This is a genomic window from Streptomyces sp. NPDC088350, from assembly GCF_044753545.1.
Taxonomy (GTDB): domain Bacteria; phylum Actinomycetota; class Actinomycetes; order Streptomycetales; family Streptomycetaceae; genus Streptomyces.
The window spans coordinates 200,633-214,018 of record NZ_JBIVNL010000009.1 but is presented as its reverse complement, the minus strand read 5'-3'; the positions used below and the strand labels follow the sequence as shown (position 1 = coordinate 214,018).

The following is a 13,386-nucleotide window of genomic DNA, read 5'->3' as shown; positions in this document are numbered from 1 at the left end:
CCCCGCTCCCCGCTCCTCCTACGCCTCGCTCGTGATCGCGGCGAGTTCCTGGTCGAGCGCGGGAGCGATACCGCGGACGTCGCGGCCGACCCTCTTCCGCACCTTCCGCACGAAGTCGGCGACGTCCCGCACGGGCAGCCACACCCGTGCGGTGGACGCGGTGACGAGGGCCACCTCGACGCCCGCGATCGGGCCCGGCGCGGGGCGTACGGCGATGTCCCCGTCGCCGGCCGGGAACATCAGGCCCAGCGCGAGCAGTTCCCAGGCGAAGATCCAGGTGACTCGCATGCCGTCGGGGCCGAGGAGCACGAGGCGTACCGCCAGGCAGTCGTCCGGCCGGTACACCAACTCCGCGCCGACGATCGCCGCGTCGTCGTCCGCCACTGTCACGAACCCGGTCGTGCCGACCTTCAGGGGAACACCGCCCCAGCGCTTCATCACGATACCAACTCCCTTTCCCCGGGCGGGTGTTCACCCGAGGAGACGGTGGACGTCCGCCGGTGCGCGGGGCCGGGCGCTGTGGTGCCGGAGCAGGGAAGGGGCACGATGACACTCCTCGCGGGAGAAGAACGGGAAGGGACCGTGCCTGCTTGCCGAAGCACTGGACTGCGCTCGCGAGTGCCCCGTTCGGACGATCCGAAACAGATCCGGCTACCTGGCCCGCTCGGCTAGGGTGACCCCGGAGGTGGGCAAGTGGCTGACAGTGCACGGGAGTTGAGCACGTCACCGGAATCCACGACGGTGGTCGTGATCGGCGCGGGCCCGGCCGGTCTGACCGTCGCGAACCTGTTGCGGCGCGCCGGGATCGACTGTGTCGTCCTGGAACGTCACACCCGCGAGTACGTGGCGCAGCGCCAGCGCGCCGGCATCGTCGAGACGCGCGCCGTGCGCATGTTCGACTCCTGGGGACTGGCCGACCGCGTCCTGGGCGGTGTCCCGCACGACGGAATCCTGGAACTCCGGGTCGACGGCGAGACCCATCTGGTCTCCGACCACGACGGCTCCGAAGGTCTCACGGCCCGCCTCTGCCCCCAGCAGATGCTGGTCCAGAAGCTCACCGCCGCGTATCTCGCGGACGGCGGCGACCTGCGCTTCGAGGCCGCGGACGTCTCCCTGCACGACCTCACCGGCGATCACCCGACCGTCCGCTACCGCACCCCGGACGGCACCCTCCGCACGATCACCTGCGCCTTCGTCGCGGGCTGCGACGGTGACCACGGCATCAGTCGCACCTCCGTCCCCGACGGGGCCCTCACGCCGTACGCCTTCGATCACGGCATCGGCTGGCTGACGGTCCTGGCCGACGCCCCGCCGCCGGCACATCCGCTCCTGGCCGTCAGCCCGCAGGGCTTCGCCGCCCACTTCCCGCGCGGCCCGTACACCAGCCGCTACTACCTCCAGTGCCCGCCCGACGACCACCCCGACGCCTGGTCCGACGCCCGCGTCCGGGACGCGCTGCGCACCCGCCTCGGCGACCCGGACCTCGTCTCCGGCCCGATCACCGACCGCGAGATCTTCCGGCTCCGCAGCCTGGTCCACGACCCGATGCAGTACGGCCGCCTCTTCCTCGTCGGCGACGCGGCCCACATCGTCTCCCCGATGGGCGGCAAGGGCATGAACCTCGCTCTCTACGACGCCGATCTCTTCGCCCGAGCCGTACGGGACTCCGTCCACGACCACGACGACACGGCGCTGCGCACGTACTCGGAGCGTTGCCTGCGCCGCGTCTGGAACGACCAGGAGTTCTCCCACTGGATGACCCGCATGCTCCACGACGCGGGCGACGCCACCGGCTCCGGCCCCTTCCGGCGCGGCCTGGCCCGCGCCCGGCTCGACCGGCTCTTCTCGTCGCCCACGGCCGCCCGCGCCTTCGCCGAACTCATGACGGGGCTCGACCTCGTCGAGGACGCCGGAGCGCCCTCGACGGCCTAGTGCCCGGTGCCCGTCAGGTCAGGCGGGTGTCGGTACCTCCCGGACGAGATGGCGGGCGAAGAACCGGACCGCGCTCTCCGCCTCGAACCTGGGCAGTTCCTTGTGCGCGCCCGAGTTGACGTGCAACGACTTCTCCTTCGAGGCGAAGGCGTCGAACAACGCGAGACCGGACGCGCGCGGGATGTACTCGTCGTCCCACTGGAGCGCGTACTCGATCGGAACGGTGATCCGCCGGGCGTACTCGGCCAGGGCCTCGGGCCAGTGGAGGCCGAACACCGCGGCGGTGATCCGGGGTTCGACCGCCGTCAGCGGCACCCCGATCGCGGTGCCCATGTTCAGGCCGTAGTAGCCGACGGGTCCGTCGGCGCCGATCTCCGGCAACTTCTGGAGGGCGTCCAGGGCCGCGCGCCACTCCGGTACGGCGCGCTCCGCCAGGTGGGCGTTGTACCGGACGACGATCTCGCCGACCGGTTCGCCCGACGCCATCGCCTGCTGCATCGCGGCGATCTCCGACTCGTCGTACGCCGTGCGGGGTCGGCCGCCGTGACCGGGGGCGTCGATGACGGCGACGTGGAAACCGCCCTGGATCACCAGGAGTTGGGCACGGCCCACCATCGCCGGTGACTTCCTGTGGTTGCCGCCGCCGTGCCCCATCAGGACGAGGGGCGCGTGCTCGGCACCGGATTCGGGTGACCAGAGGGCGCCGGTGACCTCACCCATGGTGAAGTCGTGCTGGATGACACCGCTCGACGTGGTATCCGCGGTGAAGGAGAAATGGTCAGTGTTCATGGTGTGGCCTTTCGGGATCGCCTTGGTGCGGAGGCGCTCCCGGCGACACCTATGTCACTGGCTCGACCGTGGAGACGAGGGAGAGCACCCGTACGGATACAGCGTTCACGGGTCCCACCTCCTCGCGTGTTGTCACGGCCTACGGAAGTTAGCAGCCCGTTCGTCCTCGCTGCCAACCCTTTTCCCCACGTCGCCGCTGCGGCCGGCCGAGCGATTACGGTATCGGGAAGATCGTCCGGGACCCGCGGGTCCACCAGATCCTGGAAGGAACCGACAAGCCCATGCGCCCCGGCACCGACGACTCCGTACTCCTGCGTACCGAGGGACGTGCCGCGTACCTCACCCTCAACCGCCCCAGGGCGCTCAACGCCCTGACCCACACCATGGTCCGCCGTATCGACGAGGCGTTGACGGCCTGGGAGCACGCCCCGGCCGTCGAGACCGTCGTCCTCACCGGCGCGGGGGAGCGGGGGCTGTGCGCGGGCGGCGACATCCGCGCCATCCATGACGACGCGCGTGACGGGGACGGATCGGCGTCGGCCGCCTTCTGGCGCGACGAGTACCGGCTGAACGCTCGGATCGGCCGCTACCCGAAGCCGTACGTCGCCGTCATGGACGGCATCGTCATGGGCGGCGGTGTCGGCGTCTCCGCGCACGGCGGCTTCCGGATCGTCACCGAACGCTCGCGCGTAGCCATGCCCGAGACCGGCATCGGCTTCGTACCGGACGTCGGCGGCACCTATCTCCTCGCCCGCGCACTCGGCGAACTCGGCACCCACCTGGCGCTGACCGGTGCCCAAGTCTGCGCGTCCGACGCCCTGTTGTGCGACCTCGCCGACCACTACGTACCGTCGCAGTCCCTGCCGGCGGTGCTCGACGACCTCGCCCAGGCACCGGTACGCGAGGTTCTGGGCCGGTACGTGCGACCGGCCTCGCCCGGTGAACTCGCCGCCGCGCGGGTCTGGATCGACGCCTGCTACTCCGCCGGCACCGTCGAGGACATCGTCGGGCGCCTGCTCGACCACGGCGACAGCGCGGCCAAGGAAGCCGCCGAGACCCTGCTGACCAGGTCACCCACCTCCCTCAAGGTCACCCTCGCCGCACTCCGCCGGGCCCGGCGACTGGGCGCACTGGAGAATGTCCTGGACCAGGAGTACCGCGTCTCCTGCCACGCCCTGTCCGCCCCGGACCTGGTGGAGGGCATCCGCGCCCAGATCATCGACAAGGACCGCAACCCGCGCTGGTCCCCGCCCACACTCGCCGAGGTGCCGGACACGGACGTCGAGCGTTTCTTCCGTCCCCTCGGCGAACGCGAACTCGGCCTCGCCGCACCCGACGCCGCTCAGTAGGCGCCCTGGTGAGCAGGACGGTCGAGTGCGTCGCCGCCGTACGGTCTCATGCGCGTACATCTAATGTTCTTGACATCTTCCGGGGGCGACGACGTAGGTTGAAGCGACCGCTCCCGGACAGGTGGAGGCCCCGATGCGCGTACACGGCGACGCACCCCATGGTGCCGGCGCGGGTACGCGGCTGATCATCCGGCGGCATGTGGACTACTGCCGTACCGCCTCCGCCGTCTGTCCTTCCGCACGCCCCTGACCCGCGCCGGCCCGTCGGGCCGGCCGTCTCGTCGTGCCCTCGGAAGGAACACCCATGTCCGGCCCCGCCCTGCGGCTCGCCCTCGAAATCGACGGCGACGGCGCCCATCCCGCGGCCTGGCGCCGCGCCGCCCACTCGCCCGACCAGCTGCTCATCCCGCGCCGGGTGGCCCGCGTCGCCGTCGGCGCGGAGAACGCCGGGTTCACCCTGCTCACCCTGGAGGACGGCGCACTCCCGCCCGGGGCAACGCCCGACGCGGTCGGCCGGATCGGCGCGGTGGAGCGGGCCGCGTTCATCGCCGCGTCGACGAGTGTCGTCGGCGTCGCACCCGTCGTACCGCTCACGTACGCCGAACCCTTCCATGTCTCCAGCCAGTTGGCGTCCCTGGACCACATCTCGGTCGGGCGTGCCGGGTGGGTGGTGAGCGAGGAGACGCGTGCCGAGGCGGCCTCGGTGTGGGGGCGTCCGCTCGTCGAGGACGCCGGGGCCCGCGCCCGCGAGTCCCGTGACGGTGTCGAGGTCGTTCGTGCCCTGTGGGACTCCTGGGAGGACGACGCGGTCATCCGGTCCGTGGCCACCAGCCGCTACCTCGACCGCGACCGGCTGCACTACGTCGACTTCACCGGCGACACCTACGCCGTGAAGGGCCCGGCGATCGTGCCGCGTCCGCCGCAGGGCCAACTCGTCGTGCTCGGCGACCCGGGCCTCGTGCCCGCCGGCCAACTCGACGTCGCCCTCGTCGCGGGCCGCGACCTCGCGGCGGTCGGCGCGGGCGCGGGCGCCGCCGGAACTCCGCGCACTTTCGCGGAGGTTGAGGTCGCCCTCGACACGGCGGACGCCACGGCCGAGGAACGCGTGGCCGATCTTGAGCGGCATGCGCCGTGGCGCGACCGGGGACGGCTGCGCCACATCGGCTCCGCCGCCGGACTCGCCGCGCTGCTGGGGGAGTTGAGGGGTGTGGTCGACGGAGTGCGCCTGCATCCCCTCGTGTTGGACGAGGACCTTCCGGAGCTGTCCCGGCTCGTCCTGCCCCACCTCTTCGAGCGGCGGCACGCCGTCCGCCCGCTGCCCGGCGCGTCCCTGGGCGCCCACCTGGGCCTCGACCGGCCCGCCAACCGCTACGCCGCCGTGGCCGCCCAGGAGGACGTCCGATGACCCGCACCGACCCCCTCGACGTCCCCCGCCCCGACGCCCAACTCCACTTCGGCGTCTTCTTCCAGGGCGTCAACCACTGGACCATCTGGTCCGACCCGGCCAGCGGCTCCCAGATCGACCCCGCCAACTTCCGGCGCGTGGCGCAGACCGCCGAACGGGGCCTGTTCGACGCGTTCTTCCTGGGGGAGGGGCTGCGGCTGCGCGAGGTCGACGGACTGATCCACGACCTGGACGTCGCCGGGCGGCCCGACGCCCTCACCCAACTCGCCGCGCTGGCCGCCGTAACGGACCGCATCGGCCTGGTCAGCACCTCCAACACCACCTTCAACGAACCGGCCGACCTCGCCCGCCGCCTGTCCGGCCTCGACCTGCTCTCCGAGGGCCGCGCCGGCTGGAACGTGGTGACCACCGACAACGCCTGGACCGGCGCCAACTTCCGCCGCGGCGGCTATCTCGACCACGCCGACCGGTACCGGCGCGCCGAGGAGTTCCTCACCGTCGCCCGCGCGATCTGGGACAGCTGGGAGGACGGCGCCGTCTCCGGCTCGGCAGGTGCCCCGGCCTGGGCGGCACCCGGCGCCGTACGCCAAGTCCGCCACCAGGGACCGCAGTTCGACGTCGACCTCACGCCCACCCTGCCGCGCAGCGCCCAGGGCCACCCGGTGATCTTCCAGGCCGGGGACTCCGGCGAGGGCCGGGACTTCGCCGCGCGCAACGCCGACGTCATCTTCTCCGCGCACGGCAGCGACTTCGACGACGCGCTCGCCTTCGCCGACGACCTCCGGCGCCGACTGCGGGCCGTCGGCCGGCCCGACGACGACCTGCGCATCCTGCCCGGCACCGAGATCATCATCGGCGCCACGGAGGAGGAGGCACTGGAGAAGAAGCGCTGGATCCGCCTCCAACAGGTCACCCCCGCCACCGCGTTGGGCATCGCCGGACTCCTCTGGGGCCTCGACCTCTCCGACCGCGACGCCGACGGACCACTGCCCAAGGAGGACCCGGTCGTCGCCGAGAACGACGGCTCCTTCGGCGCACGGCGGATCGCCGACCCCCGCCAAGTGGTCGCCGAATGGCGGGAGAAGGCCGACGCGAACCGGTGGTCCCTGCGCGAGACCGTCATCGCGCTCGGCCCCCAGCGCGGCCACGTCGGCACGCCGGCCGGCCTGGCCGACAAGTTCGCCCACTTCGTCCGGCACGGCGCCGTCGACGGCTTCAACGTCACGCCGTATCTGATCCCCGACGGCCTCGACGACATCGTCGACCTGCTCGTCCCCGCCCTGCAGGAACGTGGCGTCTACCGCACCGAGTACACCGGTACGACCCTGCGCGAGCACCTGGACCTGCGGGAACCCCTCACCCGCCGCTCCGCGACCTACCGTCGGCAGGCGGGCTGACCCGCGCTCGCGGTGGCCACCGTCCCCCTGCGTACGGTGGCCACCGCGCCCGCGCTGTGAGCTATCGGTCAAGCAGGCGCAGCCCCAACGGTGTTGCCGAGTGCCGGACGAACTGGCCCTCCCGGTGACTGGCGACGAGACCCCCGTCGCGCAGCACGGCGAGCTGATAACTGGCGCTGGGCAGCGCGATGTTGGCCGCCGTCGCCACCTCGGACGTCGTACGCCCGCCGTGGCTTGCCAGATGCGCCAGTACGACAGTGCGGGTACGGCCCAGCAGCCGCTCCAGGCCGTCCTTGCTCGCGCGGACGATCTCCAGCGGCTGTTTGGCGACCGGATAGACCAGCACGGGCCCGAGCTCGGGGTCCGCGAGGGCGGTGGGCCTGCGCCAGCAGAAGTACGACGGGATGAGGAGCAGGCCGCGCCCCGCCAACCGCAGCTCGCGGTCCACGGGATAGTCCACTTCGAGGACGGGAGCGCACCAACGGGCGTGCGGACGCAGCGCGTTGAGCAGCGCGGAGGTGCCGCCGTCGAGGAGCGCGCGGGTACGCAGTTCGACATCGTCGCCGACGGCCGACTGGATGCGCGGCCAGTACGGTTCGAGCAGCGTCTCGCAGGACAGTTCCAGGGCTCGCGTCAAGGGCTCCAGAGCCTTGGCGCCCGGCCTGTCGAGGGTGGCGACCCAGGACGGCAGCGGACGGGACTCGGCGAGCCGGGACAGCTCACGGGTCAACCGGCTGCGGGGAGTTGTCCGGATCTCGTCGAGGCCGCCGGCCAGACCGCCGCTCGTGACCGACGGCGTGAGGAAGTCGGGGATGTATCCCGCAGGAGGAATCAGCGTCTGCAAGGGCGACAGAGCACGCCGGGCTCGCGGATCCTTCGCCAACCCCTCGCGCACCGAACGGCGCCAGTGCCCGAATTCCAGCGCCCCCTGCCGCGCGTCCAACCGGCAGACACCGCACACGAGTTCCCAGAGAGCATGCGGCCGGCGGGCGACCCGGATGTTCTGCAGATCCTGCGAGGTGAAGTGAATGCGGAGCATACGGCCTCATTCCTGCGCGGCGTCCGTGCGCGGAGTCGGTGGGGGTACGGCCGCGCGACAACCGAAGCGCCACCAAGGGTGACGGCTCAAGGGCGCGCATGGTTGTCGAAAGGGGGCGAGGCGGCCCGTACCGCACCGACTTCCAGCCGGACACCGCCCGAGACCCACCGCTGTCCCGGGCGCAGCCGCTACGCGGGTCAGACCCCGCCGCGCTCGCGAGGTGTCTTCTGCCCGGCCTCGATAGCCACCGGCAGCCGGTTCTCCGCCGGCGGCAGCGGGCAGGTGGCCAGGTCGGTGTAGGCGCACGGCAGGTTCGCCGCGCGGTTGAAGTCCAGGACGACCGTACCGTCGGCGTCCGGCGGGGCGAGCGCGAGGGCCCGGTTCGCGGCGTAGGTGGTCACCCCGGAGGTCGCGTCGGTGAAGAGCACCAGCAGTCCGCCCGGGCCACGCCCGGGAAACGCGGTCAGGGCCAGCGGGTGCCCGTCCAGCTCGAACTCGACCCGGCCCGGCGCGTCGTACACGTGCTCCAGCCCCTCGACGGCGGCGCCCACCGTCGTCGGACGCGGTGTGTCGAACGCGGTGTAACGCCCCCGCACCACCCAACGGGGATCCGGCGCGTAGGCGGGCGTACCGGCGAAGGCGGTACGCAACGGCGCGTCCGGGTGCCGTGGCCGCACGATGTCGTGGCCACCACGCCTGGCCACCTCGATCACGGCATCGCCCCAGACCGCCTCGACACCGCCACGCTCGGGCAGGACGCCGAAGCGGTGCTCACCCCGCACCGGCGTGCCCGCCACGACGAGTTGCTCGCCGTCGTCCAGGGCTACGGCGACCCCGTCGGCGTCGGTCCACCAGGCGCCCGGCGCGTCCGGGAACCGCTGCGGCCGGTCGTCGAGCCAGCGCAGCCCGGTGATCGCCAGGAACCCGTGCGGGGCGGCCAGCCGTTCCTCCTGCCCGCGATACCACTCCAGCCACTCCTGGGTGAAGGCCTGGAGATCCGCCGTAGCGAGGTCAACGGTCATGGTCACTCCTTCGTCGCACGAGGCCCGGCCTCGACATGAGGTCGTGCCGGTGGTGCCAACCCCGCTCGCCCGGCGAGAGATTCCATTCCGCGTGTGACAGCTTCTTGTCAGCTTTGTGTACAGGCCCGCCGCCGACGTCGAACCCACCCGGGCATCGATGGAATGACGTCGCGCCTCAATGGAACGACTCCGTCAACACAGTCCGAAGGAGAGCCGCCCATGAGCACGTTCCCCACCGCACGAGACGTCAGGACCACCCCCGAAGGACTCCTGTGGGAGCCGAGCCCACGCTGGGTGCGCGGTCGCAAGGGCGACATCACCGTCGTCGACAGCAGGCACCCCGTCCTCGTGTGGGAGCCCGGAGTCCCCGTGCCCTTGTACGCCTTCCCGCACGACGAGGTCCGCCAGGACCTGCTCCGCCCGGCGAAGAACCCCCCGACCGGGACCCACACCGGATCACTGGTCTTCTACGACCTCGAAGCCGACGGCGTGGTGGTCGAGAACGCGGCCTGGACCTTCCCCGCCGACGACCTGGCCGGGCACATCTCCTTCGAGTGGTTCCGGCGGGTCGGCCGGGGGCTGGACCACTGGTACGAGGAGGAGGAAGAGATCTTCATCCACCCCCGAGACCCGCACAAACGGGTCGACGCCATCCCGAGCAGCCGTCATGTCCGGGTGGAGATCGACGGCACGGTCGTCGCCGACACCCACCGCCCGGTCCTCCTCTTCGAGACCGGCCTGCCGACCCGGTACTACCTCCCCCGCGAGGACGTCCGCCTGGACCTGTTCGAACCGACCGACCACAGCACCGGGTGCCCCTACAAGGGGACCGCCGTGTACTGGTCGTGGCGGGACGAGGCCGGTGTTCCCGGTGTTCCGCCGAACATCGTCTGGAGCTACCCGGAGCCGTTGCCCGCGGTGAGCGCCGTCAAGGACCTCCTCGCCTTCTACAACGAGGTCGTCGACATCACCGTGGACGGCGAACGCCAGGAACGCCCTGTGACCCCGTTCACCCAGACGCTTGCCCCGAGGTGAGGTGAAACACCGCGAGCCGGGCAGTCGTCCCTTGCACATGCCTCTTCGAGGGCTGGTGCTGGCTTCCCTGCTGGGAGTGACCGGGACGCTCATCGGCGCCGCCGTGGTCAGCACGAGTGCGACCACCGGCGCCGCGGTCTTCCAGCACGCCTTCCGACGGACCGGCGAGGGCATCCGCAGGCGGGTGCCGTCGGTGGCGATGGCGCTGACGCCGAGTGAGGAGCGGGCGCTGCAACGCGCGGACGCCCGGGCGGCGTTCGGGATATCGGCCGAAGCGCCGACCGATGATGCCGCACCGCCCGGCGCCCCCTCCGGAGACGAGTCGGTGACCACCTATCGGACCGGCGGCTCCTTCTGGAAGTCCATCGGATGGAAGAAGTACGCCCTGGCGACAGGCCTGGTGTTCGCCCTGGCGATGGTCACGGTGACCGCGGGAGAACTGATCATGGGCAAGCCGGTGGCCGCCGCGGTCAGGAACGAATCGGGCACGGGAACCTCACTGGGCGGTGGCTCGGCCGGCACGCACGCTCCCGCACAGAGCCCGACACCCACACCGCTCACGTCCAGCGGCACGGGACCGCAGACGGACAGCGCCACCTCACCGCCCGCGAGCGCGGCGCCGGACACCAGCTCCGGTACCGCCCCGAGCCACGGCGCGGGCGTCAGCTCCAGCCCCGAGACCTCGGCATCGGCCGTGCCGTCCGCCGGCAGCACCGTGAACAGCCCTGCCGCCACCACTCGTTGAGACGTGAGCCCCCGCTCCGGCTGAGCGGAGGCCGTCGTCGTACGGCGGTGGTCGGCCGACCCTACTGAGGTGTCCGACCGGCCTCGGCCAGCGGTCGGTGAGCAGAAGGGTCGGGAAGATCGAGATGCCTGCCGAACCTCCGCGAGGCGAGCAGCACGAGCAGGGCCGTGAGCGCCGCCAGCGCCGCGAGTACGGCCATCAGCCCCGCGAACCAGGGCGGCGCGGCAGTGATCCGCAGCGCCTCGGACAGGCGCGATGAATGGAACCGCCCGTCGAACAACTGGATCGCCGCCAGCGCGACCGGCACCACCACGGACACGGAGAGCACGGACAGGCTGCCGTGGAGGATCAGCGCCGGTGCCAGCAGAACGCACAGGACCGAGACACCGAGCGCGAACCCGTAGGCCGGGCCGGAGGCTCCGTCGGGGTGCAGCGGGAAGTAGGACAGCCCGCACAGGACGAGCGCCACCGCCGCGATGAGCCTTGGCCAGACCGGGGGAGCGGTGGGCCGCGTCGCCGTACGCGGACGCCGTGGACGGTGCTCACGAGCTGCAGGGTCGTCCTCGCCCGCGCGTTCCGGGGCTCGTCCGGGCTCCTGTGACACCGGAGCGGTGGACGGAAACGCGGCCACTCCCGGGAAGTGGGCAGGTGCGCCCTGTTCCTCGGACAGGCGGCCGATCAACAGGACGAGCTCCTCGACCGGCCTGCTCGCCGCTGCCCGCACCGCCTCCTCGCCGCAGTGCCGCTCCAGTGGCGCCCGGTGCAGCAGAGCCATCAGCCGGGTGACGTCCTCCACGGGCCGGGATTCGGCTGCGGCGCGGATCGCCTCGTCGGCGCAGTCGGGATTGCGCGGCGGCTGGGTCAGCAGCGTGACGAGCCGCGTCACGTCCTCCACGGACCGGTCCACACCGACCGCCCGCAGGGCGTCGACGGTGGCCTGGGCGTACTTCGGCGACTGCTCCAGCAAGGTGATGAGCTGAAGGACCTCTTCCAGTGGCCGATCGGCTACGGCGGCATGCACCAGGCGGTGCATCGGATCGGCGTACTCGCCGGCGGCGGGTGTGAGCGGGTGGGCCGCGCTGTCGTGAGGTATGGCGGGGTGGTCCGGGCTGGGCGAGAAAGAGCGGGTGGTCATGCTCGGCTCCATGAAGAGACTGATCCTGCTATCGCCCCCCGAAGCGCGATGAACAAGCTGATCCTGTCCAGTAGTAAGCGGCCGTCTGCCACCACGCCATGTGAATACGCCACCCGTGTGACAGCGTGGGCGGAGCGTCGGTCGAACTCGCCCCCCGTGACTGCCCTGTGGCAAGAGAGGTTCCTGCCCATGCCGGACCTACGCGAACCGGCTCTCAGGCGGCGGGCGTTGACCGATGCCTTCGCCGCTCTCTCCAACCGTGGCGGCGGTCACGCACTGGCCGCGGCGGTCGGTTCGCCGGTGCCCTCTGAGCCCTCTCGCGACTCCCCTCGCGCCCGACGACTACCGCGCCCTGATCGACCCGCTGCTCTCCGCCCGCCACCCCGCAGGCCGGGTGGTCGCCGTGCGGCCGGAGTGCGCGGGCGCGGCTGGGCGGGGCAGTACCTTCCGGTGGGCGTGGAGATCGACGATGTACGGCGCTGGCGTACGTACGGGCCGGCGAGCAGCGGGAAGACCACGTAGTCCTTGGCGAGTTGACGGGCGGCCTTGGTGAGAAACCCGCTCACGTCGTCCAGGAAGGAGCGCCACGACTTGCGGCCGGCGGCTACGGCATCGGGTTCCAGGTCGTACAGCGCGATGCCCCACTCGAAGAGCGGTGCGAGCAGGAAGTTGTAGACCAGGATCTTGGGCCAGCGAGAGCATGGCGGTGCCCGCCGCCCAGGCGGGCGGAACAGCGAGAGGGCGAGCGCGATCCGGCCGCCGGCTTCCAGACCGCGCCGGGTGGCGATCACGGTGTGGATGTCGCGGGCGTCGGCGGCCCCGCGTGTGGCGATGATCTCGGAGCGGTGTCGCCGTCCGGGCGGCGTCGTCGATGCCCGGCGGTCAAGTCCGCTCTGGCCCAACGGAGGCTCACGGAGGCGCTGTTGAGACCCACGTGCACCACGTGTCTCCCCGGGGGCGGAGCAACTGGCTGCGGCCGGGAGCTTGGGCCGCACATCGCAGCGTAGTGCCGCCCCTGCCGGGCCGACGGGGCGCCTGCGGCCGACCCACCCGGCATTCCCCTATGGGGCGTGACCGGGGCCGTAGCGCCAACCGGTTGTGGGAACGGGCCTGATTGACGGCCTGGAGAGACGCGCCGTACTCTCCCCCTGTAGTGATGGCATAAGGAAGCTGGTGGAATTCCAGCACGGTCGCGCCACTGTGAGCCCGCCGCCGGAAGGTGGTGGGCGAGTCAGACACTGAACCCTCACTCGCCCGTACACGCAAGGGACGCACGATCCCGAAGGAGGGCTCACCTTGAGCAGCATTTCCACATCCCGTCCGGTGTCCACGCCGGTTGTCCTGCCGGTCTCGAAGTCGATCGTCTGGCTGGTCGGCACCGCGCTGATCGCGCTGGCGGTCTACTACTTCATCGGTGTCGACCAGGGCGCCGTGTCGGTGTTCGGCAACGACATGCACGTCCACGAGTTCGTCCACGACGCCCGCCACTTCCTCGGCTTCCCCTGCCACTGACCCTCACCGGCACCTGGACGTACGGA

13 protein-coding genes and 1 riboswitch are annotated in these 13,386 nt (G+C 71.5%); of the genes, 7 read left to right on the top strand and 6 right to left on the bottom strand.

Going from position 1 to position 13,386, the window contains the following annotated elements:
• Positions 1–18: 18 nt before the first annotated feature.
• Positions 19–438 (bottom strand): SsgA family sporulation/cell division regulator, encoded by a 420-nt coding sequence (locus ACIQBL_RS31100; RefSeq protein WP_401947878.1) that lies wholly within the window; start codon positions 436–438, stop codon positions 19–21.
• A 255-nt stretch (positions 439–693) separates the two neighbouring features.
• Between ACIQBL_RS31100 and ACIQBL_RS31095 the strand changes: the two genes are divergently transcribed.
• Complete coding sequence (locus tag ACIQBL_RS31095) at positions 694–1,932, top strand: 4-hydroxybenzoate 3-monooxygenase (protein ID WP_401947281.1); 1,239 nt, start codon at positions 694–696, stop codon at positions 1,930–1,932.
• An 18-nt stretch (positions 1,933–1,950) separates the two neighbouring features.
• On the opposite strand, the gene ACIQBL_RS31090 is transcribed toward ACIQBL_RS31095, so the two are convergent.
• Positions 1,951–2,721 carry an alpha/beta hydrolase family protein gene (locus tag ACIQBL_RS31090; protein ID WP_401947279.1) on the bottom strand — a complete coding sequence of 257 codons (771 nt, stop codon included), beginning with the start codon at positions 2,719–2,721 and terminating at the stop codon, positions 1,951–1,953.
• A 281-nt stretch (positions 2,722–3,002) separates the two neighbouring features.
• Here ACIQBL_RS31090 and ACIQBL_RS31085 point away from each other — a divergent pair, with 281 nt between their 5' ends.
• The 3 genes from ACIQBL_RS31085 to ACIQBL_RS31075 all read left to right on the top strand — a co-directional run bounded on the left by ACIQBL_RS31085 (position 3,003) and on the right by ACIQBL_RS31075 (position 6,872).
• A complete protein-coding gene (locus tag ACIQBL_RS31085) occupies positions 3,003–4,070 on the top strand; it encodes an enoyl-CoA hydratase/isomerase family protein (protein WP_401947276.1) in 1,068 nt (355 codons plus the stop codon).
• 304 nt (positions 4,071–4,374) lie between these two features.
• Positions 4,375–5,475: an LLM class flavin-dependent oxidoreductase gene (locus tag ACIQBL_RS31080; RefSeq protein ID WP_401947274.1), complete on the top strand. Its 1,101-nt coding sequence runs from the start codon at positions 4,375–4,377 to the stop codon at positions 5,473–5,475.
• On the top strand, positions 5,472–6,872 hold the full coding sequence (locus tag ACIQBL_RS31075) for an NtaA/DmoA family FMN-dependent monooxygenase (protein WP_401947271.1): 1,401 nt from the start codon (positions 5,472–5,474) through the stop codon (positions 6,870–6,872). The genes ACIQBL_RS31080 and ACIQBL_RS31075 overlap by 4 nt, the downstream gene beginning before the upstream one ends.
• A gap of 61 nt (positions 6,873–6,933) precedes the next feature.
• On the opposite strand, the gene ACIQBL_RS31070 is transcribed toward ACIQBL_RS31075, so the two are convergent.
• A complete protein-coding gene (locus tag ACIQBL_RS31070; RefSeq protein ID WP_401947269.1) occupies positions 6,934–7,911 on the bottom strand; it encodes an ArsR/SmtB family transcription factor in 978 nt (325 codons plus the stop codon).
• A gap of 197 nt (positions 7,912–8,108) precedes the next feature.
• The gene (locus ACIQBL_RS31065) at positions 8,109–8,933 is read right to left on the bottom strand and encodes a DUF1684 domain-containing protein (protein ID WP_401947267.1); all 825 of its coding nucleotides are present in this window, start codon (positions 8,931–8,933) and stop codon (positions 8,109–8,111) included.
• Positions 8,934–9,152: 219 nt separating this feature from the next.
• Here ACIQBL_RS31065 and ACIQBL_RS31060 point away from each other — a divergent pair, with 219 nt between their 5' ends.
• Both ACIQBL_RS31060 and ACIQBL_RS31055 read left to right on the top strand, forming a co-directional pair.
• On the top strand, positions 9,153–9,968 hold the full coding sequence (locus ACIQBL_RS31060) for a DUF427 domain-containing protein (RefSeq protein WP_401947265.1): 816 nt from the start codon (positions 9,153–9,155) through the stop codon (positions 9,966–9,968).
• Positions 9,969–10,044: 76 nt separating this feature from the next.
• Complete coding sequence (locus ACIQBL_RS31055; RefSeq protein ID WP_401947262.1) at positions 10,045–10,713, top strand: hypothetical protein; 669 nt, start codon at positions 10,045–10,047, stop codon at positions 10,711–10,713.
• 61 nt (positions 10,714–10,774) lie between these two features.
• On the opposite strand, the gene ACIQBL_RS31050 is transcribed toward ACIQBL_RS31055, so the two are convergent.
• Positions 10,775–11,848 (bottom strand): hypothetical protein, encoded by a 1,074-nt coding sequence (locus ACIQBL_RS31050; protein ID WP_401947259.1) that lies wholly within the window; start codon positions 11,846–11,848, stop codon positions 10,775–10,777.
• A 269-nt stretch (positions 11,849–12,117) separates the two neighbouring features.
• Entirely contained in the window at positions 12,118–12,750 is a 633-nt protein-coding gene (locus ACIQBL_RS31045; protein WP_401947256.1) for a hypothetical protein, read from the bottom strand.
• A gap of 263 nt (positions 12,751–13,013) precedes the next feature.
• A riboswitch (cobalamin riboswitch) is annotated at positions 13,014–13,087 on the top strand.
• Between the two features lie 57 nt (positions 13,088–13,144).
• Here ACIQBL_RS31045 and ACIQBL_RS31040 point away from each other — a divergent pair.
• Positions 13,145–13,360 carry a CbtB domain-containing protein gene (locus ACIQBL_RS31040; RefSeq protein WP_043662945.1) on the top strand — a complete coding sequence of 72 codons (216 nt, stop codon included), beginning with the start codon at positions 13,145–13,147 and terminating at the stop codon, positions 13,358–13,360.
• The last annotated feature ends 26 nt before the right edge of the window (positions 13,361–13,386 follow it).

Bases quoted from the DNA above. Each gene is read 5' to 3' on its own strand.
- ACIQBL_RS31090 (WP_401947279.1), bottom strand. From the start codon at position 2,721: ATGAACACTGACCATTTCTCCTTCACCGCGGATACCACGTCGAGCGGT.
- ACIQBL_RS31060 (WP_401947265.1), top strand. From the start codon at position 9,153: ATGAGCACGTTCCCCACCGCACGAGACGTCAGGACCACCCCCGAAGGA.
- ACIQBL_RS31075 (WP_401947271.1), top strand. From the start codon at position 5,472: ATGACCCGCACCGACCCCCTCGACGTCCCCCGCCCCGACGCCCAACTC.
- ACIQBL_RS31070 (WP_401947269.1), bottom strand. From the start codon at position 7,911: ATGCTCCGCATTCACTTCACCTCGCAGGATCTGCAGAACATCCGGGTC.
- ACIQBL_RS31050 (WP_401947259.1), bottom strand. From the start codon at position 11,848: ATGACCACCCGCTCTTTCTCGCCCAGCCCGGACCACCCCGCCATACCT.
- ACIQBL_RS31085 (WP_401947276.1), top strand. From the start codon at position 3,003: ATGCGCCCCGGCACCGACGACTCCGTACTCCTGCGTACCGAGGGACGT.
- ACIQBL_RS31100 (WP_401947878.1), bottom strand. From the start codon at position 438: ATGAAGCGCTGGGGCGGTGTTCCCCTGAAGGTCGGCACGACCGGGTTC.
- ACIQBL_RS31065 (WP_401947267.1), bottom strand. From the start codon at position 8,933: ATGACCGTTGACCTCGCTACGGCGGATCTCCAGGCCTTCACCCAGGAG.
- ACIQBL_RS31080 (WP_401947274.1), top strand. From the start codon at position 4,375: ATGTCCGGCCCCGCCCTGCGGCTCGCCCTCGAAATCGACGGCGACGGC.